Below are 26,100 nucleotides of genomic sequence, written 5' to 3'. Positions count from 1 at the left end.
TTAGCTCACCTTTAGATTAAATTAAACTCCTTCAGTGCTGGTACAAAATTCTTATTTTCATGACTGGGACGACTCAGTTTAATCAGAACGAACCGTTGAAGAGGCGATAAACTAGCCCATTTTGCCAAAGGAATAGTCACGGCAACACTGGCCGCTTTTTCCAAGACAGTTGGGGGGATATTTTGCACTTCTAACCAGGGGGGATGGGGGTCAATATTTAACGGCGAGGCAGGGGTTCCGGTATACTTGACGACTAACCCTTGTAAATACTCTTCATAAGCCGCCACGTCCGGAGTATTTTCACAGGGAAGCTGTAGCAAATCTTGCCGTTCTTCTAAACTTAATTGATGCCAGTGGGTTAATTTTAGCTTAACCCCACAGGTATCTAACTTTAGGCGAACGGCCATCGGAATACAACGCAAAGACTCGACAAAATCCTGTTCAAATTGAAAGAGATGCGACATTATTAGTCATTTCCTGAATTCGTGACAACGAGGGGAGCATAATGACTCAAAACGGCTTGTAAATTGACCACCTGACCAATCACAACAATAGCCGGAGCTTCAAAACCCGTCTGTTCCACCTGGTCTACAATAGTTTCTAGGGTTCCGACTAACTCCTCTTGATCCGGACGAGTTCCCCAACGAATAAGCGCGATGGGGGTTTGAGGACTTAATCCTCCGGTGAGGAGTTCTGGGATAATACCCGGTAAATTGTGAACTCCCATGTAGATGACAATGGTTTCCGATCCTTGTGCGATCGCCTGCCAATTGACTTGAGGCCGATATTTTCCCGCCGCCTCATGACCCGTCACAAACGTCACCGAAGAGCTATAGTTGCGATGAGTCAAGGGAATCCCACAATAGGCCGGTGCCGCAATTCCCGACGTTACCCCCGGCACCACCTCCACCGATACCCCCGCTTTAAGCAAGTCTTCCATTTCCTCACCCCCCCGACCAAACACAAAGGGATCTCCTCCCTTGAGTCGGACAACAATAGCGTGTTGATGAGCTTTTTCAATCAAGAGTTGTGTTGTTTCACCTTGTAGCAGAGAGTGACGGCCGCAGCGTTTCCCGGCGTTGATCCTCTCCGCTTGGGGATTAATCATGCTCAGAATCAGGGGACTAACCAAGGCATCATAAATCACCACATCGGCACATTCTAACAGTCCCTTGCCTTTCAGGGTGAGCAGACCGGGATCTCCGGGGCCTGCACCGACGAGATAGACTTTCCCTGTACAAACTGACTCTAACGGTGGCATTTCATTCATTGCTGTCACACTGGTAACTCAGAAAAAGAACAGTAATAGAAGTTGTGACTTCCCTCCGACGCTGACCGCAAGCGTTACAGCGCGGGGCAGCTGGCGCGGATTAGCTAAATCAATTGTGGCATTTGGATCAAACATAATCCAAGCTATAGATTAAGACTTGAGCCACTCAGACATTCCAACCGATTTGAGGGTGTTCTAGAGGAAAGAGGTAACAGGAAAATCCAGCTTGTCTTGAAGTCTCCGTGACAGATTAGCCACTTTTGACTCTTGACTGTTCAATATCCACCTCTATCCTGTCAAACTTTAAGGGGACTGTCCGCTACATTTCGTTACAAACACTACTGATTTTTTGGTCTTATCCTATTTGTGCATTGATTAAATGCTTTTTACGCATGATAGGGAACGGGGATCGGGAATCGGGAGTCGGGAATCGGGAGTCGGGAATCGGGAGTCGGGAGTCGGGAATCGGGAATCGGGAGTCGGGAATCGGGAATCGGGAGTCGGGAATCGGGAGTCGGGAATCGGGAATTGGGAGTCGGGAATCGGGAATTGGGAGTCGGGAGTCGGGAGTCGGGAGTCGGGAGTCGGGAATAGGGAGTCGGGAATCGGGAATCGGGAATAAGTCTTAATTTCTAGTCTCCCCCTCTCTCCCCCTCTCTCCCCCTCTCTCCCCCTCTCCCCCCCTCTCCCCCTCCCCCCCTCTCCCCCTCCCCGTTCCCCGTTCCCCGTTCCCTGTTCCCTAGATTTTGTATGATTGAACAAGCTCAGGTTGTACAGTAGTTTTTAAAAGTTGCAAGGAACAAAACAGTTATGGGAAGGATTTTTGTTTCCGCAGGACATGGTGGGTCAGAAGGGGGACGGGTTGATCCCGGTGCAATAGCCGGGGGGACAACTGAAGCCCAACAGATGATTTTATTACGGGATGTGATTGTTCCCGAGTTGCGATCGCGAGGTTTTGAGGTCTTATCCGTCCCCGACACCCTGAGCTTGCGTTCAACAATTAGCTGGATTAACGAACGAGCGCGTTCTGGGGATGTCGCCATTGAAATTCATGCCGACTCCTTCTCAGATCCCACCGCCCGAGGAGCCACCGCTTTTTATGTTGCCGGAAACCAGACCCGCAAAAAACACGGGGACATGATTCTCCTTTCCCTGATCCGTCGTCTGCCCCAACTCCCCAGTCGCGGATCTCGACCGGATACCGCCACCGGAGTAGGAAGACTGGCTTTTTGTCGAGATGTTGCCATTGCTTCCATCCTGTTAGAAGTGGGTTTTCTCTCCAATCCTGAAGATCGCGCTTTAATGATTAACCGACGGCGGGATATGGCGTTAGGGATTGCCGATGGTTTAGAAGCGTGGAGCCGTGAAGTGTCCGGCACCAGTCCCAAACCACCTATCGTCACCCATCCGGTGATTAATATTCAAATCAACGGCCAAGTCTATGAAGAACAAGGGGTACTGATTAACAGTAACTCCTTTATTCCGATGGATTTGGTGGATCGGTTGAATGTGGATCTCTCCCAAAAGCCCAATATTCGCCTCGTGGAATATCAAGGGGTGGTGTATGTGAAAGCGGTGGAATTGCGGGAATTCAATATCAGTGTGGGCTGGGACAATGGAACCCGGACGGTGGTATTGCGATCGCTCAATCAAACCTGTCTCACCACCATTGACCGCATCATGGGACAAGGCCGAACCTCTGAAGTACAACTGATCATGTTCCTGAAAGCCAACCACGAAAGCGCCCTTTCCCAATTTCCCGATCTCCCCCGTTTCTTCCGGGAAGAAGGCGCTCTAGAAGGGGTGAATCATGACATCGCTTTCTCTCAAATGTGCCTCTCTACCAACTTCCTCCGCTTTGGTGGACAAGTCACCCCCTCCCAGAACAACTTTGCTACCCTCGGCACTGTGGGAGGAGGGGGATATGCAAGTTTCCCCAGCGCGCAAATCGGGGTGAGGGCGCAAATTCAACACCTCAAAGCCTACGCCAGTCTTGAACCGATGGTTCAGGAAATCGTTGATCCGCGTTTCCGTTTCGTCACCCGAGGCATTGCTCCCACCGTCGGACAACTCGCGGGTAGATGGTCTTCTGATCCCCTCTACGGTGACAAAATCCTCGCCATTCTCCGCCGTTTATACGAGTCTGCGGGGATAATTTAGGGCATAGGGAACAGGGAACGGGGAGGGGGAGCAGGGGAGCAGGGGAGCAGGGGAGAATTGATAATTATTCCCTATCACCTATCACCGACTCCCGACTCCCAATTCCCGACTCCCGACTCCCAATTCCCGACTCCCGACTCCCGACTCCCGACTCCCGACTCCCGTTCCCCGTTCCCTTATTTACGGTTTCTCGCTAATCGGGTTATAATAGTAAACCGTGGTTTTTGACCTTGTAAAGGTCAGGGATTACAGTTCAATGTATCAGTTCAGCAAGGAGATTGTCCGTGAGTCAGCGCACCTTGGGCGGAACCAAACGCAAGCAGAAAAGAACATCGGGATTTCGCGCTCGTATGCGCACCGCGACGGGTCGTCGGGTGATTAGAGCGCGTCGTCGGAAAGGACGGCAACGCTTGGCTGTATAGTCAGAGCTTAAAATCTAGAGTTTAGAAACTAGAGCCTTGACTAGAAAAGCGTTAATTGTACACCTTATGTCAAAATAGGCGATCGCCGTGGGATTGCCCAAACAACATCGACTCAAAAATCGGCTAGACTTCCAAGCCGTTTATGAACGAGGAAAAACTTATCGGGGTCGTTATCTGGTGTTAAAAGTGCTATCAGTTCCCCCCCCCACTCGGCAAGGAAAGCCCCCGCTTCCCTTGCCTACTCTCATAGGAATTGCCGTAGGCAAAAAAGTGAGTAAAAAAGCCGTGCGTCGTAACCGCATTAAACGGCAAATTCGCGCCATTTTGCAGCCCCTCCTCCCCCTGCTTTCACCCGGTTTAAAGCTGATTGTCATTGTAAAACCCAATGCCAATCCGTGCGAATATGAACATTTTTTGCGAGAATTGAAAGAGTTGTTACTCGGAGCCAAAGTACTGCATGGGCATTAAGGAAACAGCCTTTTATGAAGGGGGGCCTCATATTGGGGATTTAATCCTCAATATTCTGCTAGGGTTTACCGTGATTTGTCTCCCTCTAACCGTGGGTGCCGTGGTGCGCGCTCTGTGGTTGCGCTATCGGATTACCGACCGTCGGATCTCCGTGATGGGGGGGTGGCAAGGGCGCGATCGCACTGATATTATTTATGCGGAAGTCGTCAAAATTGTTAAAGTGTCCCGAGGGATTGGACTTTGGGGGGATATTGTCGTCACCCTGCGCGATAAAAGCCGTTTAGAAATGCGCGCCCTCCCCCGGTATAGAGAAATTTATGATTACATCGCCCAAAAAGCGGCCGACAAAACTGGACTCTCCCTAGAGGCCATCAAAAGCTAAGACAACACCATACAACTAAAGGGTTTATTTCAAACCAATGGATTTAGGAATCGGATTTCTTTCCACCAATATAATGCTGCCAATCCTCGACTTTTTCCGAGGGATTGTGCCGAGCTATGGTTTTGCGATTATCGCCCTCACCTTGGTGATTCGCTTTGCCGTTTATCCCCTCAGCGCCAAATCCATTCGCAGTATGCGGCGGACTCGTATTGCCCAGCCTGTGATGCAAAAGCGCGTTAAAGAAGTACAAGAACGCTATAAAGACGACCCGGCCGAATTGCAAAAAGCCATGGGGGAAATTTATAAAGAATATGGCAACCCCCTAGGCGGTTGTTTACCCCTCTTCTTACAAATTCCCATCCTCTGGGCGCTCTTTGCCACCTTACGGGGATCACCCTTTGCGGATATTAACTATACCGTAGATGTACAGGTCTTTCCCCAAGAACAAATCGAACTGATTCAACCCCAGATTTTCAGCACCAAACCCCAAAATATTTATCTCAAAGAAGGGGTACACTATCCCATTGTGGCCAACCTCGCCACCGGGAATAAATTAGCCATCGGTCAAAGTGCTAAGGTAGAGTTTCAATCCACCTCTGGGGAAGCCCTCAGCCAGTTAGCTAAAAATTATCCCGACAGCAACGTTAAGCCCCAGTGGACTGTGACCAAAGGGGAAAACGCGGTACAAGTGAAACCCGATGGGACTGTGGTTGCGATCGCACCTGGAGAAGCCACCTTACAAGGCACCATCCCCGGTATTGCTTCTAATGAAGGATTCCTCTTCATTAACGCCTTGGGTCGAGTCGGAGCCACCGGAACCGATGGAGCCATTCACTGGGACATCGTGATCATGGTGCTATTCTTCGGGGTGAGTACCTACATCAGCCAAAACCTGACCAACTCCCAAACCCCGGCCAGTAATGATGCTAACGCCCAACAACAACAAACCGTCAGCAAAATTACACCCATTATCTTTACGGGGATGTTTCTGATCTTCCCCCTCCCGGCCGGGGTATTGATGTATATGGTGGTGGCGAACATCTTCCAAACCGCCCAGACCTTTATTTTGATGCGTGAACCCCTGCCCGAAAACCTGCAAAAGCTGGTTGAAAAACAGGAGCAAGAAGAAAAACGCCGTCAAGGTCGGGATGAACTGCCCTTTGAGCGCAAACGGTCTAAGAAAAAAGAAAAAACCTCCGGCTAGTCTGGATGTGATCAGAGAAAATGGGTTTAAAACCTCATCCCTGGAGTGTCAAAAGACAATAGAAACAGAAGTGATATGAGGTTGGAAGGAGGTTCTCCTTCTTGCCTCATCTCTTTGATTAGAGGGTTGTTTTATTGTGCGAGGAGGATAAGAGGACGTTATGCAAGAGAGAATGGAGCGAGGTCAAGCTTGGTTAGCGGAATTGCTCAAATTAATGGGCTGTCCCACTAACGTGACTGTCTCCCACCACGAAGGAGACGAGTCTATCTGGTTGATGGTCGAAGAAAGCCAACTGAGTGAGGACAAAATTAACACCCTGATTGGGGAGCAGGGGAAAACCATTGATGCGATTCAATATCTGGCGAATACGATTTTAAATATTGGCGTAGACCGTGCAGACCAACACCCCTACACGATCGAGATTCACGGCTACCGGGTGAAACGCCAAGGGGAATTACGGGTGCTAGTGGATGAAGTGGCCGAACAAGTGCGTGCTACGGGGCAGGAAGTGGAAATGACCTCCCTTTCCTCCGCCGAACGTCGCCAAATTCACAACTTTTTTCAAGAACTTGAGGAATTGTCCGACCTGACCACAGAAAGCCGAGGCTCCGAACCGAATCGGCGGATGTTTGTACGTTTGCGTTAAGCCCCCAGTCCCCGAAAGCTGGAGTTAGAAGTCCTCTCTGAGAGACTGTCTCTCAGAGTGCATTGTTAGCGTTAGTTAGCAAAAGAGTATCGGAACAATGGACAAGATTTATATTCCCTTTTTATTACAAGCCCCAGAGCAAACCGAGGAAATCGAAGTCCGGGAGTTTATCCGGGATTTGGATAGTTTAACTCCAGTGCGGGGGGGGTTAACGGTGGCCCATCGGGGAACCTATTTGGAAGTATCGGCTCAGGTGGAAACCATTGTCACGCTGGCTTGTCATCGTTGCTTGCAAAATTATAATCATCGTTTGCGGGTCGAAACTACGGAGTTGATTTGGTTGGAAGAAGAACCGGACTCTTTACAGGTGTTTCCCTTAGAACGGGAGGTGAAAGTTGAGGATTTATCGGAGGTGTTATCCCCGACAGGGTATTTTTTGCCGGAAGCGTGGTTATATGAGCAGTTAAGTTTAGCGTTGCCTTTGCAACAGGTTTGTGGGGAGGATTGCCCGGGGGTGGAGACAAAATCCTCATCGAGTCAGCCGGAAATAGATCACCGTTGGGCTAGTTTACAGGCTTTGCAGGAACAACTAAGGTTAAAGGATGGTAATGAAACAACGTCCTGATCGTTCTGATCCTTGATGCCGGAAATGAGTTTTAGTCAAGAGTTTGAACTGCTGCTGCGTGCTTGTTATCCCCTGATCTATATTCCCACGTTGGAAGAGGAACGGGTGGAAAGTGCGATCGCCCAATCTGCCCAACGCCTCGGGAATCGGGGGGTTTATGTCTGGGATTTTGTCGATGGCTACCAAAACAACCCCAACCATGAGGGCGTGGGTCGTCGGAATCCGTTGCAAGCCTTGGAATTAGTGGAAAAACTGCCCGAATCTGCCGCCGGGGTGTTTATTTTCCGGGATTTTCACCGCTTTTTAGAAGATGTGTCTATTTCCCGCAAACTGCGCAATTTAGCGCGGCGCCTGAAAGCCCAAGCCAAAAACCTCGTCGTGATTGCCCCAGAGGTCGCCATTCCCTCGGAGTTGGGGGAGGTGTTCACGGTGATGGACTTTGACCTACCCAGTGGGGGGGAGATTAAAACCGAAGTCGAACGACTGTTAGGGGCGACGGGGCAAGGGGTGAATGAGAAACTGCGGGATGAGTTAGTGCGCTCCGCTCAAGGGTTATCCTTAGAACGGATTCGACGAGTTTTAGCCCGTGCGATCGCCGCCCATGGCAAAATTGAACCAGAAGACGTGGAATTAGTCCTCGAAGAGAAACGACAATCCATCCGTCAAACCCAGATTTTAGATTTTTACCCCGCCACCGAACAGATTTCCGATATTGGGGGACTCGATAACCTCAAAGACTGGCTCATCCGTCGCGGGGGGGCCTTTAGTGAACGAGCCAGAGCCTACGGTTTACCCCATCCTCGGGGGCTGCTCTTAGTCGGCATTCAAGGCACCGGGAAATCCTTAACCGCGAAAGCCATTGCTCACCATTGGCATTTACCCCTTCTGCGTTTAGATGTGGGGCGTTTATTTGGCGGTTTAGTGGGTGAGTCCGAATCCCGCACCCGACAAATGATTAACCTCGCCGAAGCCCTCGCCCCTTGTGTCTTGTGGATTGATGAAATCGACAAAGCCTTTGGCGGCCTCGATGGGAAAGGGGACTCCGGCACCACTAGCCGAGTCTTTGGCACCTTTATCACTTGGCTCGCGGAAAAACAATCCCCCGTCTTTGTCGTTGCCACAGCCAATAATATCCAAACCTTACCCCCCGAAATGTTGCGCAAAGGGCGCTTTGATGAAATCTTTTTTGTCGGATTGCCCAACCAAGAGGAACGTCAGGCCATCTTTTCCGTCCATTTATCCCGTCTGCGCCCCCATGACTTGAAAAACTATGATCTCCCCCGTCTGGCCTACGAAACCCCCGATTTTTCCGGGGCAGAAATTGAGCAGACCTTAATTGAAGCCATGCACATTGGCTTTAGTCAGAACCGGGATTTTACGACAGATGATATCCTAGAGGCGGCTAGCCAAATTGTCCCCTTGGCGCGCACCGCTCAAGAACAAATCGAGTTTTTACAGAACTGGGCGGCCGCAGGGAAAGCGCGTCTGGCTTCACGGGATACCCGGTTAGCCAACCGCATTCAAAAACAATTCCCCTAATGCTTTGGCACAAACATCACCTGCGGTTAAAATCTTGTATAAATTGCTAACCCCTGATTGTCTCCCCCTAAAATCCTTATGAATTTAACTGGTCTAGCACAATTTTTTCTCGGAATTTTTTCCGGTTTAATTCTCTTCGGGATAAGTGGTTTTATTGCCGGGTACTATGTTTTAAGTGGCATGACTAGCACCCCCGCCCGTCCCATTTTCCCGGAAGAACGCCCTCAACCCTCGCCGAGTCCTTCGCCGAGTCCTTCCCCCGCCGCCCAAACCCCCCCCTCCCCCGCCGCCCCTGCACCGCAACCCTCCCCAGAACCGCAAGCGGCAGAACCGGAAACCGAAACCTTGGAACCCGGAGCCTATCGCGCTCGGGTAAACTGGCCCGATGGGTTAAGTCTGCGGGCTACCGGGGCTGATGATGCTGAACGCATTGGCGGCGTTGCCTACAATCAAGAAATGATTGTTTTAAGAACCAGTAGTGATGGCAGATGGCAAGAAGTCCGTCTTCCGGGGAGTAATCAACGGGGTTGGGTCAAATCAGGCAATGCAGACCGCATTAATGATGATTGATATTTAGGGCTTGCTGAATAACTTTGCTCGTGGAGTTAGGGGACAGGGAATAGATCATCTAAAACTGGCACAAATGCCTATTCCCGAGTCCCGATTAACCAACTCTCGGACTTTTTCAGCAAGCTCTAATTACTCTAGAGTAAGGGCAGGTATTGTCTATTTGTGTAACTTGACTAAGCCCTTACGAACAGCCTCTTGAAAGATAGTTGGAATATGTAAACGACCAGAATTTGCAGGTGCTTGAGGTGCATTGCGATTAGACATATTGACGTTTACACGACCATTATGTACTTCTACATGCGTATGAGCACCAAAGCTATAACCTGTATTACCTTCTCGTCCGATAAAGGTTCCTGGTTCGATAGTCTTACCTTTCATACTTTCGTCGATCGATCCTTCAGCTAAGTGCCAATAAATAAACGTCTTGTTTAGCTCTTTGTTGTAAATAGCAACAGTGCCATTATAAGCCCAATGTGACAAGACCTTATTTCCGAAAAACTCTTTCCCATTTTTTGCTTCAATGACTTCTCCACCCACTAGAGCATAGATTGCACTATTTGGATGTCCACCATAGGAATCCATTGCTCGTCCTGTATCGTGATAACCATCAGCACGTCGAGAACTAATGACGTTTCCAGTTCCATCCTGGTATAAGGTATTTAGGTAGTCCTGCTCTCGATAAAGATAATTTGGATTGGGAGTATTCCCCACATTAGAAGCCAACTTCTCTTTTGCATTCAAGACTAACTGATAGTTTCCAAGATGACCAGATTGAGGCTTGATCCGAACATAGTATTCGCTGTTTGCTTTCAATTCGTATGTGTCATAGATTGAATTACGATTTTGAGAATTGACCCGCTTCAACACCGTGCCATTGTTGTCATACAAGATAAACTCAACATCTCCTTCTAGAGGCAAGCTACCAGCACCACTAGGATGACGAACAGCAAATTGTAAAAGTCGAGGATCCGAACCAGTGGAGAATTTATAGTAGTCTAAATCACCAGTTGGCATTCCGACGTGATCATTTACGGTAACTCGTTTTCCTCCAATGTTGCCCAAATTCCTCGCATCAGATCGAGTCTGCCCTGCTTGATCCAAGTTATGAACAAAGGTGTAAACAGATGAAGGCATTGATGGCTTAGGATTCATCACAACCCGATACTCACCCGTAGGAAGAGAATTATACATCAAGACACTATTACCAGTGCTAGTGGGATTTACAGGAATCCATTGCCCATTCTGTCGTCGGTAGATTGTTGAAGTATAGTGAATGGAGCTAATTGTCTGACCACGAGAATCCCGTACAGCTGTATGTAGGGTGCGATCTGTCGCATTACTGTCTACTCGGAAATTATACTCAAGTTGGTCAGTCAACCCCTTAAACTCATGTCGCCCAGCTGGTGCCCAGAGTTGCTCAAAATTCAACACCAAATCGTAGTTAGTCCGAGAACCGTTTTTAGCCGTAACTTCAACATAGTATTTGCTATTAGGTTTCAGCATCTGGGCTGCAAAGGTAGGCTTACGATTGGCAGAGTCAACGGAAAAGACTTCATTCCCATTAGCATCCAACAACCGCATTTTGATGTCACCATCTAGTAACTGACTCTTGGTTTCTTCATTCAAATCACTGTATAAACTGCGAACAGCAAACTGTAAGTTGGTTTGGAAGTTACTCGTGGTAAAAGTATATAAATCTTTGTCACCCTGGGGGAGACCCACGTGGTCGCTGACAATGATGCGTTTACCATCAATCTTGCCATACTCTCGATCTAAATTCCGAGCTTTCGCCAAGGTATCCCCAGCTTGGTCTAAATTCACAATCATCCGATAAGGAATGTTAGCTTTATTCTGCTCAACATCCATCTTGATGAGATATTTTCCGGGTGGCAAATTTTTGTAATTTAGATAATTGTCATCAGAATTGATGTCAGTCAAGGGAACCTGTTGCATCCGTCCCCCACCGAGGTCACGATAGACAGTGGTGCGCAAGTCAGGATGAACTAGGGTTGTATCCCGTGCCGCCAAACTAATATCGTTTTTAGTCCCGTTTAACTCCACCCAGTATTCGCTACTGCCCCGCATATTAGGATAAGTGTGACGACCATCGGGAACCTTAACTACATTGCTTGGTTTAACAACATCCCAAATCGGCTTAACGGTCGAAGGTAAATCAATATTGGGTAACGCTTTCCCAGTCCCGTTAAAGTAGGGAATTGCTTTCTGACCATTCCAAATGATATATCCGCCATCAAAGTATTGAACCGCAGGCATATTCACTCCATCAAATGCCTGCTCGAAGATTTGGATATCTCGTCGTGAATTGCCCAGACGCTCAAGGTTCGCTTCATAGACGGCACGAACCTCCTCAATGGCCCGTTCCTTAGCAGCTATCTCCTCTGCTGAGGGCGATGGAGTCGGAGTGGGTTGGGGAGTTGGACTCGGAGTGGGTTGGGGATTCTGCCAGGGATTTGGAATTGGTTGGGGCTGAATGACTTGTTTGGCGGGTAGAAACTCAACCACAGGATCTTCTCCACCCTGACTACCATCAACAAAGTTCATGATCAACCTATATTGATCAACTTTGGAATAGTTGCTGCGATCAACCGTTAGAACATAGTTGCCAGGAGGGAGTTTTCCGTTTGCACCGGCGTAAAGTATACCGTCTCCATTGTCATCTTTACCCGTTAGAATAACTTGACCATTCCTGCGAAGAACAGCACTTCCTAGAAAGTCCAGTGAAAACTGTAGTGATGTCGGTTCATCAAGTCGGAAAGAAAACGTATCAGCAGGGTTGCTTGAATCCAACCAACCGTAATACCAGCGTCGCCATTCTGGAGGTACAACCACATTTTGGACAGCCCGCTCACCTGGCGTAAAGACACCTTCACCACTCCAAGTTTCAGGACTCAGGATATTTGGTGTGCTGTGTTCCTCTGGTTTCGTCACCTTCGCCAAATGCACCGCCGCCATCATATTCACCAAACCTGCACCTGTGGCTAAATCAAACCCCGTCTCACCCAAATCCGTCGCCGTCTGCTTCAAAATCTCAATCACCTGACGGTAACTTAACCCCGGATTCGCTGCCCAAACCTGAGACACCGCCCCCGTTACCTTTGCCGTTGCTACAGAAGTTCCGGCCATAGCACTGGTTCCTTCCCCCGTTAATGACAATTGAGGATTTTCTGTTGTCCCCCCATAGGCCATCAAATCTAAGCCACGGCCATAACTCGAATAATCCGCCCGGTCTGCACCCTGCCACGGGGAAGCCGTCGGGTCAAACTGTTGAGCCGCCCCAACGGTGATGATATTATCAAACTCCTGAGAAGCCTGACCCAAAGCCGACATCACACCGCCATCATTCCCGGCCGCCACCACCAGCAACACATTATTCTGGCGTGCATATTCAATGGCCGCCCGTTCCATTGGTGTAAACTCATAACGAGTCGTCACATTCCCCTCAGCATCAATCTGAGTTAAATCTAAACTCAAATTGACCACCGCATTGGGTTGTCCCGACTCAATGGCTGCATCGACAAATTCCACCAAAGAATTCGCCCACTGACCCGAACCTACTGCACGACCTAACCAAATCGGTGCATCGGGATTAATGCCATCAATGCCAATGTCGTTGTCTCGTTGCGCCGCAATAATCCCTAAAACATGGGTTCCGTGTTCATTGCCTTCCCCAACACTCAACAAGGGGTTATCATCCCCATCAATCCAATCCCGTCCTAACGTAATGTTGGAATAGTCTAAATCGGGATTATCTGCACTAAATCCCGTGTCAATAATCCCGACCAAGGGTTGATCTTCGGGTTGGAAACTCAACCCAATATCCTCAACGCCTACTTCCTCCACATAACGGGTGGCATAATTAATCAAAGCCTGACCTAAATCACTGTCCCGCCAATCTATAGCCGGGTCGATTAAGTCGGCCATGAGGGGTGCTTCACCTGTTGCCCCACGAACTTGGAAAATTAAATCGTTGTAGTCCCCGTCATACCACTGATGACCAAACTGGACATCTTCCATGACAAAGGTACTGCCATCCCCTGTCACATCGGCAATCTGCCCGAAGTTGAACATATCATCAGGATTAGCGGTTCCCAAGGAGAAAATGGGGGCTTTTGTCCCAGTAATACTGGGGTTATTCAAAACCTCTTGTATGCGCCCATTGGGGGTTAACATAAAAGCGAATTCATCCCCCGGCCGCATGGAGAAGGATTTCACGCCTAAATAGTCCCCAGAGTTCCAGTTGTTATTTTCTCCAAGGTTGCCTAGGCCTTCAAATTTTGCCCCTTCGAGTCGGTCTTGAATGACGATGTGACCGAATTCGGATTCAGAGAGGGCGCGTCGTGCAGCTTCGGCAATGAAGGCCTCGGAACCGGGTTCAAAGTCTTCCATGCCTTCTAAGCTGAAGATGGCTAGTTCAAATTGATATTTGCCGCCGTCAAAGAGGTAGTCGATTTCGACTGTCCCTGTATCACCGACGGTGAAGACTCCAGCGTTAAAGGGAGATTGGGGTTCTAATTCAATGTAGGGTATGATTTCGAGTTCGTCTTCAATTTCAAAATGGTTTTCAGAGAGAGCGGATTCTAGTTCGGTTTCGCTGTCGTGGAATTGCTCAACTTCTTCGAGGCTAGGGGATTCGAGTTCGGATTCTGGAAGGTCGAGGGGTTCAATGGTGATGGGTTCAATCCAGCCAGGATCTGAACTGTCGTCTCCGGCATCAATGAGGCCGCTGGGGGTGAGGATGGGTTCGAGGATGAAGGCCTGAAAGTAGGTGTTTTCTGTTTCTTCTTGGGGGGATAGGCTTTGTTTGTTGCCAAACAAGTTAAAGAAGAGTTGTCCGATAAACATGGTAGATTCCCGGTTTTGTTTCCGGTTGAGGTTTTTGTTTTCTATAGGGTTCTCTGGGAAAAGGTGAAAATTTGGTGCAGGGGGGTCTGTAATTTGACTGATGCACAAGATGAAACAAGTGTCAAGATTTAAAATAGGGCTAAAAAAAGGGCTAGATACTAGCCCTCTTTGGTGATCTGTGGACTCGGGCGAGTCCGGGATTAGGAGAAGACACCCCCACCTCGCGCCCTCGCAGGTGGGGATAGCTTGATCTGTATGGGTTGATCAGTTTTGTAAGGCACAAGGGATAAAGTTAACTTCTCCTGTGGTTAAATTGCCGTAGTCTACCCAGCCGGGTACTGGGCGGCTAATGCGTAACCATAAACGGCCGGCTCTTCGATCTAAGGAATAGTTGGTGGCTGTGACTTCTTCGCCGCGAAAAACCCGATCAATGGTACGGGAGCCGGTGCGGGGTTCACTATAGATGGGGAGTCCGGCGTTGGAACTGGGGCGATTGTTGACGCACAACCGCGAGGACATAATCTGGGTGATTGGACCGACCAATGTATCATCACCGCCATCATCACATCGGGTTAAAAAGCGGGCTTCGACAAATCCCCGTACAGGGGCATTCACGGCAATCCAGCCACCTATGGGATTTTGTTCTGCGAGTTGAATTTGCTCGTTCGCTTGAACTGTGGCAAGGGGTCTTTCCGGAGAGCGATCGCGATAGATGAAGATTGAAGTATTGGCTCTGCGGCATGAATCAAAGCGTTGAGCCAACTGGGTCGGGGCAGAGGCTTCCACCCCTTGCTCGGAGTTTAGCAGACGATGGCTTTGATTAAGGGCGATCGCGGTTTCAGTCCCCAAGACACTGCCTAGGACTGCTAAGACTGTCATGGAAGATTTCCAGTATTTCATCTACAACCTCACAGTAGTTAGAGAACCGTCATAAATGAGTGATGACGGAGGGAACGGGATTAAAGTTCTTGCAATGCTTAACACTATACATAACAACGCTAGAAGGCGTTGTATTTAAGATTTCCCTAGGATTGTTAAGAAACGTCGCTAAACGTAAAGCTTGATTGCAAAAGTCGGAGTGAGAGGAGGGGAGTCTAAAAGGTCGATGCTACCCTAAAGTCTACCTTTTATTCCTTCGGATTGTTGCTCAAAAACTGGGATGTATAACAAAAATTCAAATCAAAATCTCTTAGAATCTGCCCTGATTGCTATGGTTGGTGCGGGAATTGTCACCTCTTGCGCCGTGAGCCAAGGACAGCATCCCCTTGTGGCTTTAGCGATTACGGGGGCGGCGGTGGGTTTTGCCTTGTTCTGTCAAAAGTCCGGTGTGATCTGAACCGTTTGTGAACTCATGCAACGGAAGGGATTCCAATTCGGACTGAGCGTGGCAAAATAGGCTACAGATTAGTTGCAATCTGGATCGGTCGCAGTCACTAATAGTACGGAAAAACTGAAAATGATGGAATCCCTGGCTTATTTACATCATGCCCTTGCCTACGAGGATGATCACGGTGATGGTTCTCTGATGCTTACTCCCAATGTAACCCCAGCAGGGGGTGGGGTGAGTCGTTCGGGTTTGTGGCGACGGGGAAAAGGTCGTTTCGTTGCGGTTGGGATGGTGTTAGGCGGGATGGTGCTGGGACTCTGGGGGGTGTCTTCTGATGCTCTGGCCAGTGCCATGATGTTGTTGAGAGAAGGCGATCGCGGTTCCGAAGTCCAAGCGGTACAAGTTCAGTTATCTAATTTAGGCTATTTGCGGGCAACGCCAACGGGGTATTTCGGCCCAGCGACGCGGGAAGCGGTGATGCGCTTACAACGGGAGCATGGTTTAACCCCGGATGGGGTGATTGGCCCCCAAACTCAAGTCATTTTAAATCAAGTTATTTCAAATCAACGACAAGGGGCGGTAACGCCTAACACGCCCCGGATTACAGCGAATTTGTTACGTCAGGGCGATCGCAATTCCCAAGTCAGAACCCTGCAAGAGGCACTACAACGGGCAGGAGTCTATAATGGCCCGATGACAGGCTACTTCGGCAACCAAACTGAGGCCGCGGTGCGACGTTTCCAACAACAGCGCGGATTACCTGTAGATGGCATTGTGGGGGCGCAAACCCTCAACGCCCTTCAATCTACCCCGAACCCCGCCTCCCCAGTGGCCGCCGCCCCCACTACGCCCCTCTTGCGCCTCGGCAGTCAGGGAGACGAGGTGCGGGAGATTCAACAGCGCTTAAATAGTTTAGGTTATTTAGCCCAAGCTCCCAGTGGGGTGTACGATGAGGCAACAGAAGCGGCGGTGCGCAATTTTCAGCGCGATCGCAATTTAGCCGTCGATGGACAAGTAGGAGGCAGTACCTTCAACCAACTGCGCAGCGCCATCAGTGCCGAGCAAGTACGCAGCTTACAGCAACGTCTCCAACGAGGTGGCTTTTATCGTGGTCCGGTTGATGGCATTTGGGGTCCCCAAACCCAACAGGCTTTAGAATCGGCTCAACGGCTTTATGGGGTAAGTATGGGGGATGTTGTACAAGGGAATTATTAGATCGGGCTTTGTTGACGTTCTCTCCCGACTCATCAAAGATTCTGCCGGGAGATTGAGAAGAAACTGAGTGGGGAATAGGGAATAGCTGAAACTCTTGCCTCTTGGCTCCTGCCCACTTCCTTAATCACCTTGCGGTTAAGCGCCCAAAGTGTTATAATAACCTTGCAGAATTCAAGGAAAAGCTTATCGTTAAGAAGCAACCTATCAACCAACAAATCAAAGCCCCTCAAGTTTTACTCATTGACCATGAGAACAATAACTTAGGTCTAACCGACACGGCTAAAGCCCTACAAATGGCGAAAGATGTCAAGCTGGATTTAGTCATGGTGTCTTCTGGGAAAGATGCACCTGTGGCGAAAATCCTGGATTATGGTAAATTCTGCTATCAGCAGAAGAAACGACAAGGCACAAGTGCCAAGTCTGTCCTAAAAGAAGTCAAATTGCGTCCCAATGTGGGAGAGTCGGATTATGGGGTGCGAATCAGGCGGGCGGAGGAATGGTTGAGTAAAGGGGATTCTGTGCGTTTTCAAGTTCGCTTACGGGGTCGAGAACATCAACATCGCGATCGCGCAAATGAACTGCTCCAACGCATTATTAACGATTTAGGACAGATTGCCAAAGTGCAATCTTTTGATCAACGAGCTTTAATGTTACAAGTCGTTCCTGCCTAGTTCAAGAATTCGCCTGTTATGCTAATGCTGTAACGGGCTATTTTGTCTGGTTATTTTTTCTCTTTAGGACTCCCAATACCCAATCTTACAAAGCGAATACTGTCGGGCGGACAGAAATTCAAGCCCTTGCTACGCAACGTTTCACGAACGGACAGACTACCCACTGTCTATTAGGTGAAAGCCTCCTAGATAAGGTAACTGGATGAACAGGGAATCCCTCGCTTTTAGCGATGGGAGCGTCAACCAAAAAGCGGAATGCCCCTCTTCTGTCACTCTAGAAGATTGTAACGAATCTTCGCCATCATAGCTAACGAGAGAATCAGGGTTTGAACCGGATCTGACAGAAGAGAGTGCTTTTAGGTCATCTTTCGTGGGTGCTTTGCGGGATACCGCCTCCATTACCTGTTAAGGCAATGGTGCTATCGTTGCATAATCCGGGAACAACCGGAAAAATGTAGCGTAAATGGGGTCTGCTGTTCACTTCGTGACGCTTCGCGAACGCGTTCGCGTTCGCGAAGCGTTGCGTAGCAAAGCGTTGCGTAGCAAAGCGTTGCGTAGCAAAGCGTTGCGTAGCAATATATCCCTCGAAGCAGTGTTACTAGGACTTTTAGCGGTTTATACCAAATTAAATAGACTTGAGGGCAAAAACCTGAATTTCCCCTATTCCCAGATCCGGTATTCCCCGTTCCCCAAACCTTCCCCTACTGCACACAACTCAAGTTAAATTGGTATTAAGAGCGAGAAACTGCAAGGTTTTAGGGATAAATCATCAACAAGGCTTGTCTTTTTCCGACTCCCCCCTGTTCCCTAGCCCCACGAGCAGAGTTATTCAGCAAGCCCTAAATGTATCAGATAACATGGAGTTCGTCGCCATCACCACAGAGGAACAATTCACCCGAGCCCAGCAGGATTATGGGGAAAGTTTCCCCTTGCCCCCCCAACAGTGGCAACAGGAAAAGCCGGATCTTCATAGTCTGGTCGTGGAAGGGGGGGATTGTGGGGGGTGTTATTCCCTGTGGTGGCGGGAAACACCGAATTATCAAGGGCAAAAGGTGGGGTTTATCGGACACTTAAAGGTAGACTCTAGGGAGCTAATTCCCGAGTTGTTGGCGCGGGGGTGTCAGCAGTTGAGGGATATGGGGTGTTTTTGGGCGATCGCACCTGTAGACGGAAACACAGGATACAGTTACCGCATCATCTGTTCTAGCCCCTCGGATTCCCTATTTTTTAGTGAGCCAAATCTAGACTATTTTTCCCCTGAAATCTTCGTACAGGGTGGATTTATCCCCATTGCCTTTTACCAATCTCATCTCTGCACCAATTTAGAACAGATAGATCCTCGTTTAGTTAAAATCCGTCATCATTTGAGGGCGCAAAATATCACCATTCGCCCAGCTAAACTGGAGATAGAGGAACTCCAAGCCTTATACCCCCTTGTCCGGCAAGCCTTCCGCCATAATTTCCTCTACTCTCCTCTCTCACAGGGAGATTTTATCCAACACTACGCCCCCCTGTTTCCTCTTTTACGTCCTGAGCTAATCTTGATTGCAGAACAGGATAAAAAACCGATTGGTTTCCTGTTGGCTTTCCCCGATTTTAACCAAAGGCAACGGGGGGAAACCATAGAGCAGGTGATCCTCAAAACTGTGGCGGTGCTGCCAAAACGGGACTATGCTGGTCTAGGGAATGTGTTAGTGAAACAATGTCATGCGATCGCCGCCAAATTAGGCTATCGGCAAGTAATTCACGCCCTCATGCACGAACAAAACCCCTCCCTCAACCTAAGTTTACGCTATGCCCAGCCTTTCCGCCGTTATGCCCTATACGGGAAGTTCCTCCGTTAGTTTCTTGTGACGTTCTCTCCGGGTCAATCAAAGATTCTGCCGGGAGCTTGAGAAGAGACTAATTGGACGAAAGGAGGCTGCATAGACAACAGATTTTTTTCCCTAATCGCCCTTCATCTTCAGGAAAAAGCTCTAGTAATTCCTCCTATTTGAGTTATCACTAGAGCGTTTTGTTTACTTTATAATCCGAATCCAACAATCTCACTCAATTCTCGGGAAATTCCCGACAAATCAGGTCATTTTGGGTAAGATTGAGCAAGTTTTCGGCTTCTGTCGTTAACCTTAACCTAACAGTGCTTTAGCTCGGTTCACGATATTTTCCACCGTGTAACCAAACTTCTCCAACGCCACATTACCCGGAGAAGACACCCCGAAAGTATTCACCGCAATGGTGTTGTTTTCGTTACCCACATAACGACCCCAACCCATGCTAATCCCCGCTTCAACAGCCAGACGGGTCGTGACACCTTGGGGGAAAACCGACTCCTTATAAGCCCCATCTTGTTCCTCGAACAGTTCCCAACTGGGCATAGAAACCACCCGGACTTTTTTCCCTTCGGCCCGTAACTTATCGGCCGCTTCCGCACAGAGGTACAATTCCCCACCCGTGCCAATCAGGATAATATCCGGAGTGCCTTCACTATCCGAAAGAACATAAGCCCCTTTCAGAGTGTTTTCAATCGAAGTCCCGGCCAAGTTGGGCAGATTTTGACGAGACAAAGCCAACAAACTGGCTTGTTTCTTCGCGCTACCAATCCCTTTCGCCCGTTCAACCGCCACTTTATAAGCCCCAGAGGTTTCATTCCCATCCGCAGGCCGCAGGACGATTAAATCAGGAATAGCGCGTAAAGAGGCAATATGTTCCACCGGTTGGTGAGTCGGGCCATCTTCCCCAAGAGCGATAGAATCGTGAGTCATCACCCAAATCACCCCCGCATGGGAGAGCGCCGAGAGGCGGATAGCATTGCGCATATAGTCGGTGAACACCAAGAACGTCGCACCGTAGGGCAGTAAACCGGAGTTATGCAGAGCAATCCCGTTACAGATCGCCCCCATACCATGTTCCCGTACCCCAAAGCGCAGGTTTTTCCCGCCATAGTTGCCTTTTTGGAAATCCCCCGCCCCTTTAATCAGGGTTTTATTGGAGGGAGCCAAGTCCGCAGAACCGCCAAACAGTTCCGGTAATGTCCCGGCAATAGCGTTTAAGGTTGCACCGGATTGATTCCGAGTAGCATCGGCTTTCGTGTCAGGAGTGTAGGTGGGGAGACACTGGTCCCAATTTTCCGGCAGTTTGCCGCTCACCATCCGCTCAAACAGGGCTGCATCTTCGCCATACTTCGTTTTGTATTGGGCAAAAGTTTCATTCCATTCAGCCTCATAGCTGGCACCCCGTTCTACGGCCTTGCGGAAGTGGTTTAAGGCATCTTCAGGCACCACAAAGGGTTCATAGTTCCAGCCCAAGTGTTCCCGAGTGGCAGCCACTTCTGCATCCCCTAAAGCCGCCCCGTGAACGTCGTGGGTGTTGGCTTTGTTGGGGGAGCCATAACCAATGGTAGTCGTGACTTTGATTAAAGAGGGTTTGTCGGTGACAGATTTGGCCTCTTCGAGGGCTTTAGCAATAGCTTCTAGGTTGGTGTTGCCTTCGGGAACACTCACAACGTGCCAGCCATAGGCTTCAAACCGTTTGCCTACATCCTCGGTAAAGGATAAGTCTGTAGAACCATCAATAGAGATGTGGTTGTCATCGTAGAGGGCGATGAGTTTACCCAGTCCCAAGTGACCTGCTAAAGAACAAGCTTCCCCAGAAATCCCTTCCATGTTACAACCATCCCCCAAGATTACATAGGTGTAATGGTCTACGAGGGTGCAATCCGGTTTATTGAACATGGCGGCGAGGTGCGCTTCTGCCATTGCTAGTCCAACGCCATTGGCAATCCCTTGTCCGAGGGGGCCGGTGGTCACTTCAACACCAGAAGTAACAAAGTTTTCCGGGTGTCCGGGGGTTTTGGATTCCCACTGACGGAACTGCTTGATATCTTCCATCGAAACGCTGTCGTAGCCTGTTAAATGTAACAGAGCATACTGCAACATACAGCCATGACCCGCCGATAATACAAAGCGATCGCGGTTAAACCAGTTCGGATTTTTGGGATTGTAGCGCATGAAACGATCCCACAGCACAAAAGCCATCGGAGCCGCCCCCATCGGCAGTCCGGGGTGTCCTGAATTGGCCTTTTGCACCGCGTCAATGGCTAAAAAGCGGATGGAATTGATGCAAAGTTCTTCGAGTGATTGGCTAGCAACGACCATATTTTCTTAGGCTATTATTATGAGAACTACGGTTAAGGGCAAATGCGTTGGGGATGAAAGCACCAAGACTGGGATTGCCCCAAAGCTGACATCTATCATCCCATCCCGATGGATCTATGGGCAAGGGGCAAGGCCTAGATTTTGTTCAGACCGTCTTTTCTTGGCTCTGAGAAACCTGACCAAGTTGAGCTTCCTCGTTTCCGCGTCTCTCTAATTAACGGTGGGAGTGTCAGTCTTCTAATTCATCAAAACCCCGCTTTAACATATAATTGCGTAGGGCTTCGGAGAGTTCGGTGTCATGGGAAGCGGTGCGCGCTCCGGCTTCGGCAGCCCAGTATTTTAAATCCTCAATTTGTTCTCGGGCGATCGCGGCTAAGGGAACCGTTTCCTCTACAGCCCGCAGTATATCGTTAGTGGTGAAGTCTCGCCGTTGTCCATTGACCAGGGTAGCGAAAGCGTGGTGCATGGCATCAAAAATCACCTGTTCAATTTCTGCCCCACTAAAATCTTTCGTTTGTTTCGCCAGTAAAGGAATATTATACTCCCGCACCTTAGAAGGACGTAAACGGCGCAGGTGAACGCGGAAAATCTCCACTCGTTCCTTTTCCGTGGGTAAATTGAGGAAAAATATCTCATCAAAACGGCCTTTGCGCAATAACTCGGCCGGGAGAATGCGCACATTATTGGCGGTGGAGACAATGAACACCGGGGCCGTTTTTTCCTGCATCCAAGTAATTAGGGAGCCAAACACCCGCCGAGAAGTGCCGGAATCCCCATCGGAGCCACTGGTAATATTGCCAAAAGCCTTGTCAATTTCATCAATCCACAAGACACAAGGGGCGATCGCCTCACTAATTTGGATCATCTGCCGCACCCGACTTTCACTTTCCCCCACCAATCCCCCAAACAGTCGCCCTGTATCGAGTCGCAGCAAGGGTAAACGCCACTCATGGGCGATGGTTTTGGCCGAGAGGGATTTCCCCGTGCCTTGAATCCCCACCAATAACACCCCTTTGGGATTAGGAATGCCATAACGTCTCGCTTCTTCGCTAAAAGCATCCTTACGCATTCGCACCCATTGTTTTAAATTTTCCAAACCTCCCACACTTTTTAGGGATTCTTGGGAGGTGAAAAATTCCAGCATTCCGGTTTGACGAATGGCCTGTTTTTTCTCTTCGAGGATGCCATCAATATCGGTTTCATTGACCTGTTCCTTGGCCGCTAAGGCCTTGGCGAGGACTCTTTGAATCCTCACCCGGCTGAGGCCTTGACAAGCCTTGACAAGCTGTTCTTTAGCCAACTCAGACATCTTGAGACGTTCCGGGGCCACCACACCATCAATTAACTGAATAATTTCTGGACTGTCGGGGAGGGGAAAGTCTACAACGGTGATTTCTTCGGCGAGTTCCGTAGGGACTTCTAGGATATGACTAAGTAAAATCAGGGTGTGGCGGGTGCGTTTGAGGTCGGCGGCGAGGTTCTTTAATTCTCGCACGACGGGGGCGTTTTGGGGATTGGCGGGGTAGCGGAGGATAAAGTGCAGGTCTTTTAGAACAAAAACACTAGCAACGGCCACATCTTCCCGTCGAATGCGTTCGAGGGCGCCCATAACGGAGTTGCGGTTACTGCTATTATCATTCCAGCCTCGGACGATATCCCAAAACAGCACTTGACGGGGGGGAATGGATTGTCGGGCGACTTGTCTTAAGAGTTGTTCTACGGGGTCTTCTTCGACGGAGACGATATAAATGAGGGGATAACGCGATCGCATCATCAAACTCAATTGCGCCATTAACTCCTGATGGGGTGGAGGGGTAGGAGTGGGAGTAATCAGATGGGAGGGAAGGTGAGTCATTGCGCAGGAGAAATCAAAGATCATGGCTTAATTATCAATGATCAATGGTGATAGCGTCATGCCCCTAGCGGCAATTGGGGAAGAACCTGGGCAAAATGAACTAAGGAGGATAGGAGATGGGAACTGGACATCTGTTCTGTAGCTATTACAATGAGTGAAGACCCTAGCGCGTTCTCTGTTGATCTTGAGGGAGAGAGAAACACTTTCCCGAGCTGATACCAGATTATTGCTCCCCAGATTATTGCTCCTTGGGGGTAGTAGAGAAGTTTCCCCTACTGGGTTAAGGAAGCTATTGCGATCGCCCAATTCTAGGTTCTTGAAAGTTTCCCCAATGCCCTCACCCCGCTACGACAGCCACAACTACGCAAAATCATATTTTTGCCCAATCATTTAGCTCCCTGCCGAGAAGCCCCGCGCCTTTAGGTCAGGGATTGTCCATAACGGTTTCGCTAAACTAATTTTGAGCGTATTAACCACGGAAGGAAGAGGAGAGCAGGTATTTTTGCCAGAAAAATCTCTCTAATCTCTCCAAATAAGAGAAATTGATTCTGTTCTGTTTTGAACGTCTGGGTCTGACAAATAGTCTACCTTTATATCGGTGTTCATCATGACAAATCCTGCTAAAACTATTAGCTTTTTTCTACCTAACTTTAACTGTGGTGGAGTACAACGATTAGTCTTAAACTTAAGCTATAGTTTATCTCAGCAAAAAAATCAGATTGATCTCGTCTTGATTCGATCCGTCGGATCGTTTATGTCCCAGATTCCTCCATCTGTGAATCTGGTCGATTTTAAAAAACCTCGATTACGTCAAGCTATTCAAGTGCTTGGGCAATATTTGCGAGAAAAAAATCCAGATGCGCTATTCTCCTTTATGTCCTACAATGACCCAATTTCTGTTTTAGCTAAGAGTATTTACCACGTTAAAACTAAAATCATTCTCGGTCTTCATAGTGATCTATCTCAACAAAAATCTCCCCCTTTTTTACAACATCCCTTAGCTCATTTAGGCTTAACTCCTGATCAGCCTAAATTATTAATGCAGTGGTTCTATCCTTGGGCAAATGCCGTTGTCGCTCCATCCTACGGAGTCGCTAACAATTTAGCTCAAATGGCTAAATTTCCCTTGGAGAAAATACAGGTTATTTATAACCCCGTAATTACCCCAGAGATTTTTGAAAAACAACAACAAATGATCCAACATCCTTGGTTTGAAATAGATCAACCCCCTGTTATTCTAGGAGTTGGTCGCTTAATCCCCCACAAAGACTTTTTCACATTAATTCGTGCTTTTGCCAAAGTTAAAGAACAAATCTCCTGTCGATTAGTTATTTTGGGAGAGGGAGAAATGAGAAGGGAGTTAGAGCAATTAGTACAAGCTCTCAACCTCACCCATGATGTGGATCTTTTGGGCTTTACAGATAATCCCTATGCCTATATGAAACAAGCTAAAATTTTTGTCCTATCCTCCAATTGTGAAGGATTTGGTAATGTTTTAGTTGAGGCAATGGCTTGCGGGACTCCGGTTGTCTCTACGGACTGTCACAGTGGACCCAGAGAAATTTTAAATCATGGGAAATATGGTCACTTAGTTCCGGTAGGAGATGCGGGAAAGATGGCTCAAGCCATTGTAGAAGTCTTGACGGGAAAATCCAAAAAAGTTGATATCAATTGGTTAAATCAATTTACGTTAGATACTGTCACCCAAAAGTATATAGATTTGTTGAATTAGTTTCTCAAAAATCTCGATTTGTGGTAAATAAAAAACCATAGATCATTATTCACCACAAAGGGAGAAAAGGGCGTGTCCACTCGTCAAACGGTATCACTCGGAGACATTAATCTATCCTATTTGGAGTGGAAAAAAGGGACAGAACCCCTGTTATTACTTCATGGTTTAGCGGATCATGGTGGGGTGTGGTCATCCTTAGCGGCCGCCCTACCTCCCCACTATCATATCATCGCGCCAGATTTGCGGGGACATGGGGACAGTGACAAGCCAAAAACGGGTTATCAATTCGCCCAAATTATCCAAGATTTACAGGGTTTAATGACTCATTTAGGCTGGGAGAATGCCCATATTTTAGGCCATTCTTGGACGGGGAAACTATTACCCCTGTGGGCTACTCAAACCCCCCAATATTTTCGCTCAATGATTTTGGTGGATCCGTTTTTTATTGGGAAAATTCCGCGCTGGTTTCGGGTCACGTTCCCTTTTTTATATCGTGTGTTACCGTTTTTACAGGCAATGGGTCCCTTTGAGAGTGAGGAGGCGGCCTGTGCGATCGCCCAACAGTTAAAACAATATCGCGGCTGGAGTCCCCTACAAGCCCAAGTTTTTCGAGATAGTATTACCCAACAATCTGATGGCACGTGGCGGAGTAAATTCACCCAAGAGGCAAGAGACGGCGTTTTTGAGGAGGTGATGCACATTGCGGGATTGACTCAGCCTTTATCGATTCCTACATTATTTATTAAACCCGAAGGGGGATTAAATCGCAGTGCCTGGCAAATGCAGCCCTATTATACTTATTTAACCCATTTAACCGTGCAAGAAGTCCCCGGTAATCATTGGGCGTTTTTAGTAGAACCGGATGCCTTTAATCAGCAAGTAGCGGCATTTTTAGTCGAAGTGGAGTCAGGTGTCGGGAGAGGGGGAATAGGGAATAGTGGCTAGTGAATAGTCAAAACTCTTGCCTATTAGACCAAATTAAACAGACTTGAGGGCA

General features: G+C 48.6%; 22 protein-coding genes. 16 read left to right on the top strand and 6 right to left on the bottom strand.

Going from position 1 to position 26,100, the window contains the following annotated elements:
* Positions 1-11: 11 nt before the first annotated feature.
* Positions 12-464 carry a nitrate reductase associated protein gene (locus tag SPI9445_RS0116165; protein WP_017305816.1) on the bottom strand — a complete coding sequence of 151 codons (453 nt, stop codon included), beginning with the start codon at positions 462-464 and terminating at the stop codon, positions 12-14.
* A 2-nt stretch (positions 465-466) separates the two neighbouring features.
* Entirely contained in the window at positions 467-1,270 is an 804-nt protein-coding gene (gene cobA, locus SPI9445_RS0116160) for a uroporphyrinogen-III C-methyltransferase (protein WP_017305815.1), read from the bottom strand.
* A gap of 379 nt (positions 1,271-1,649) precedes the next feature.
* On the opposite strand from cobA, the gene SPI9445_RS25875 reads away from it, so the two are divergent.
* From SPI9445_RS25875 to SPI9445_RS0116115, 10 genes are all read left to right on the top strand, one after another.
* Positions 1,650-1,892 carry a hypothetical protein gene (locus SPI9445_RS25875; protein WP_164674540.1) on the top strand — a complete coding sequence of 81 codons (243 nt, stop codon included), beginning with the start codon at positions 1,650-1,652 and terminating at the stop codon, positions 1,890-1,892.
* Between the two features lie 188 nt (positions 1,893-2,080).
* Positions 2,081-3,430 carry a hormogonium tapered terminus morphoprotein TftA gene (gene tftA / locus SPI9445_RS0116150; RefSeq protein WP_017305813.1) on the top strand — a complete coding sequence of 450 codons (1,350 nt, stop codon included), beginning with the start codon at positions 2,081-2,083 and terminating at the stop codon, positions 3,428-3,430.
* A gap of 284 nt (positions 3,431-3,714) precedes the next feature.
* Positions 3,715-3,852 carry a 50S ribosomal protein L34 gene (gene rpmH / locus SPI9445_RS28695; protein WP_071525296.1) on the top strand — a complete coding sequence of 46 codons (138 nt, stop codon included), beginning with the start codon at positions 3,715-3,717 and terminating at the stop codon, positions 3,850-3,852.
* 87 nt (positions 3,853-3,939) lie between these two features.
* Positions 3,940-4,320 (top strand): ribonuclease P protein component, encoded by a 381-nt coding sequence (rnpA, locus tag SPI9445_RS0116145; protein ID WP_017305812.1) that lies wholly within the window; start codon positions 3,940-3,942, stop codon positions 4,318-4,320.
* Positions 4,310-4,702, top strand: a complete 393-nt coding sequence (locus tag SPI9445_RS0116140; RefSeq protein ID WP_017305811.1) for a PH domain-containing protein — start codon at positions 4,310-4,312, stop codon at positions 4,700-4,702. The genes rnpA and SPI9445_RS0116140 overlap by 11 nt, the downstream gene beginning before the upstream one ends.
* A 37-nt stretch (positions 4,703-4,739) precedes the next feature.
* Positions 4,740-5,906 carry a membrane protein insertase YidC gene (gene yidC / locus SPI9445_RS0116135; RefSeq protein ID WP_026079854.1) on the top strand — a complete coding sequence of 389 codons (1,167 nt, stop codon included), beginning with the start codon at positions 4,740-4,742 and terminating at the stop codon, positions 5,904-5,906.
* Between the two features lie 160 nt (positions 5,907-6,066).
* Positions 6,067-6,552: a Jag family protein gene (locus SPI9445_RS0116130; RefSeq protein ID WP_017305809.1), complete on the top strand. Its 486-nt coding sequence runs from the start codon at positions 6,067-6,069 to the stop codon at positions 6,550-6,552.
* Positions 6,553-6,649: 97 nt separating this feature from the next.
* Positions 6,650-7,177, top strand: coding sequence for a YceD family protein (locus SPI9445_RS0116125; RefSeq protein ID WP_017305808.1), 528 nt, complete (start codon positions 6,650-6,652; stop codon positions 7,175-7,177).
* A 24-nt stretch (positions 7,178-7,201) separates the two neighbouring features.
* Positions 7,202-8,716 (top strand): AAA family ATPase, encoded by a 1,515-nt coding sequence (locus SPI9445_RS0116120; RefSeq protein ID WP_026079853.1) that lies wholly within the window; start codon positions 7,202-7,204, stop codon positions 8,714-8,716.
* A 78-nt stretch (positions 8,717-8,794) separates the two neighbouring features.
* On the top strand, positions 8,795-9,286 hold the full coding sequence (locus SPI9445_RS0116115; protein ID WP_017305806.1) for an SH3 domain-containing protein: 492 nt from the start codon (positions 8,795-8,797) through the stop codon (positions 9,284-9,286).
* 156 nt (positions 9,287-9,442) lie between these two features.
* Here SPI9445_RS0116115 and SPI9445_RS0116110 read toward each other — a convergent pair whose 3' ends face one another.
* Together SPI9445_RS0116110 and SPI9445_RS0116105 are read right to left on the bottom strand one after the other, a co-directional pair.
* Complete coding sequence (locus tag SPI9445_RS0116110; protein WP_017305805.1) at positions 9,443-14,149, bottom strand: S8 family serine peptidase; 4,707 nt, start codon at positions 14,147-14,149, stop codon at positions 9,443-9,445.
* A 264-nt stretch (positions 14,150-14,413) separates the two neighbouring features.
* Positions 14,414-15,028 (bottom strand): hypothetical protein, encoded by a 615-nt coding sequence (locus tag SPI9445_RS0116105; RefSeq protein ID WP_017305804.1) that lies wholly within the window; start codon positions 15,026-15,028, stop codon positions 14,414-14,416.
* Between the two features lie 280 nt (positions 15,029-15,308).
* On the opposite strand from SPI9445_RS0116105, the gene SPI9445_RS30690 reads away from it, so the two are divergent.
* The 4 genes from SPI9445_RS30690 (at position 15,309) to SPI9445_RS25870 (ending at position 19,206) form a co-directional block, all read left to right on the top strand.
* Complete coding sequence (locus SPI9445_RS30690; RefSeq protein ID WP_017305803.1) at positions 15,309-15,485, top strand: hypothetical protein; 177 nt, start codon at positions 15,309-15,311, stop codon at positions 15,483-15,485.
* A 120-nt stretch (positions 15,486-15,605) separates the two neighbouring features.
* The gene (locus SPI9445_RS0116095) at positions 15,606-16,691 is read left to right on the top strand and encodes a peptidoglycan-binding domain-containing protein (protein ID WP_083883554.1); all 1,086 of its coding nucleotides are present in this window, start codon (positions 15,606-15,608) and stop codon (positions 16,689-16,691) included.
* A 101-nt stretch (positions 16,692-16,792) separates the two neighbouring features.
* A complete protein-coding gene (infC, locus tag SPI9445_RS0116090; RefSeq protein WP_017305801.1) occupies positions 16,793-17,362 on the top strand; it encodes a translation initiation factor IF-3 in 570 nt (189 codons plus the stop codon).
* 857 nt (positions 17,363-18,219) lie between these two features.
* On the top strand, positions 18,220-19,206 hold the full coding sequence (locus tag SPI9445_RS25870; protein ID WP_017305800.1) for a GNAT family N-acetyltransferase: 987 nt from the start codon (positions 18,220-18,222) through the stop codon (positions 19,204-19,206).
* 282 nt (positions 19,207-19,488) lie between these two features.
* Here the strand turns inward: SPI9445_RS25870 and tkt are convergent, their stop codons facing one another.
* Positions 19,489-21,516: a transketolase gene (gene tkt, locus SPI9445_RS0116080; protein ID WP_017305799.1), complete on the bottom strand. Its 2,028-nt coding sequence runs from the start codon at positions 21,514-21,516 to the stop codon at positions 19,489-19,491.
* A 229-nt stretch (positions 21,517-21,745) separates the two neighbouring features.
* Positions 21,746-23,371, bottom strand: coding sequence for an AAA family ATPase (locus tag SPI9445_RS0116075; protein WP_017305798.1), 1,626 nt, complete (start codon positions 23,369-23,371; stop codon positions 21,746-21,748).
* Positions 23,372-23,978: 607 nt separating this feature from the next.
* Between SPI9445_RS0116075 and SPI9445_RS0116070 the strand changes: the two genes are divergently transcribed.
* Positions 23,979-25,103: a glycosyltransferase gene (locus SPI9445_RS0116070; protein WP_017305797.1), complete on the top strand. Its 1,125-nt coding sequence runs from the start codon at positions 23,979-23,981 to the stop codon at positions 25,101-25,103.
* Positions 25,104-25,175: 72 nt separating this feature from the next.
* Positions 25,176-26,048, top strand: coding sequence for an alpha/beta fold hydrolase (locus SPI9445_RS0116065; protein ID WP_017305796.1), 873 nt, complete (start codon positions 25,176-25,178; stop codon positions 26,046-26,048).
* The last annotated feature ends 52 nt before the right edge of the window (positions 26,049-26,100 follow it).

It is taken from the genome of Spirulina subsalsa PCC 9445 (assembly GCF_000314005.1).
GTDB lineage: Bacteria > Cyanobacteriota > Cyanobacteriia > Cyanobacteriales > Spirulinaceae > Spirulina_A > Spirulina_A subsalsa.
Note: the sequence above shows the minus strand (reverse complement) of the source record. Positions and strands in the feature narration are given on the sequence as shown.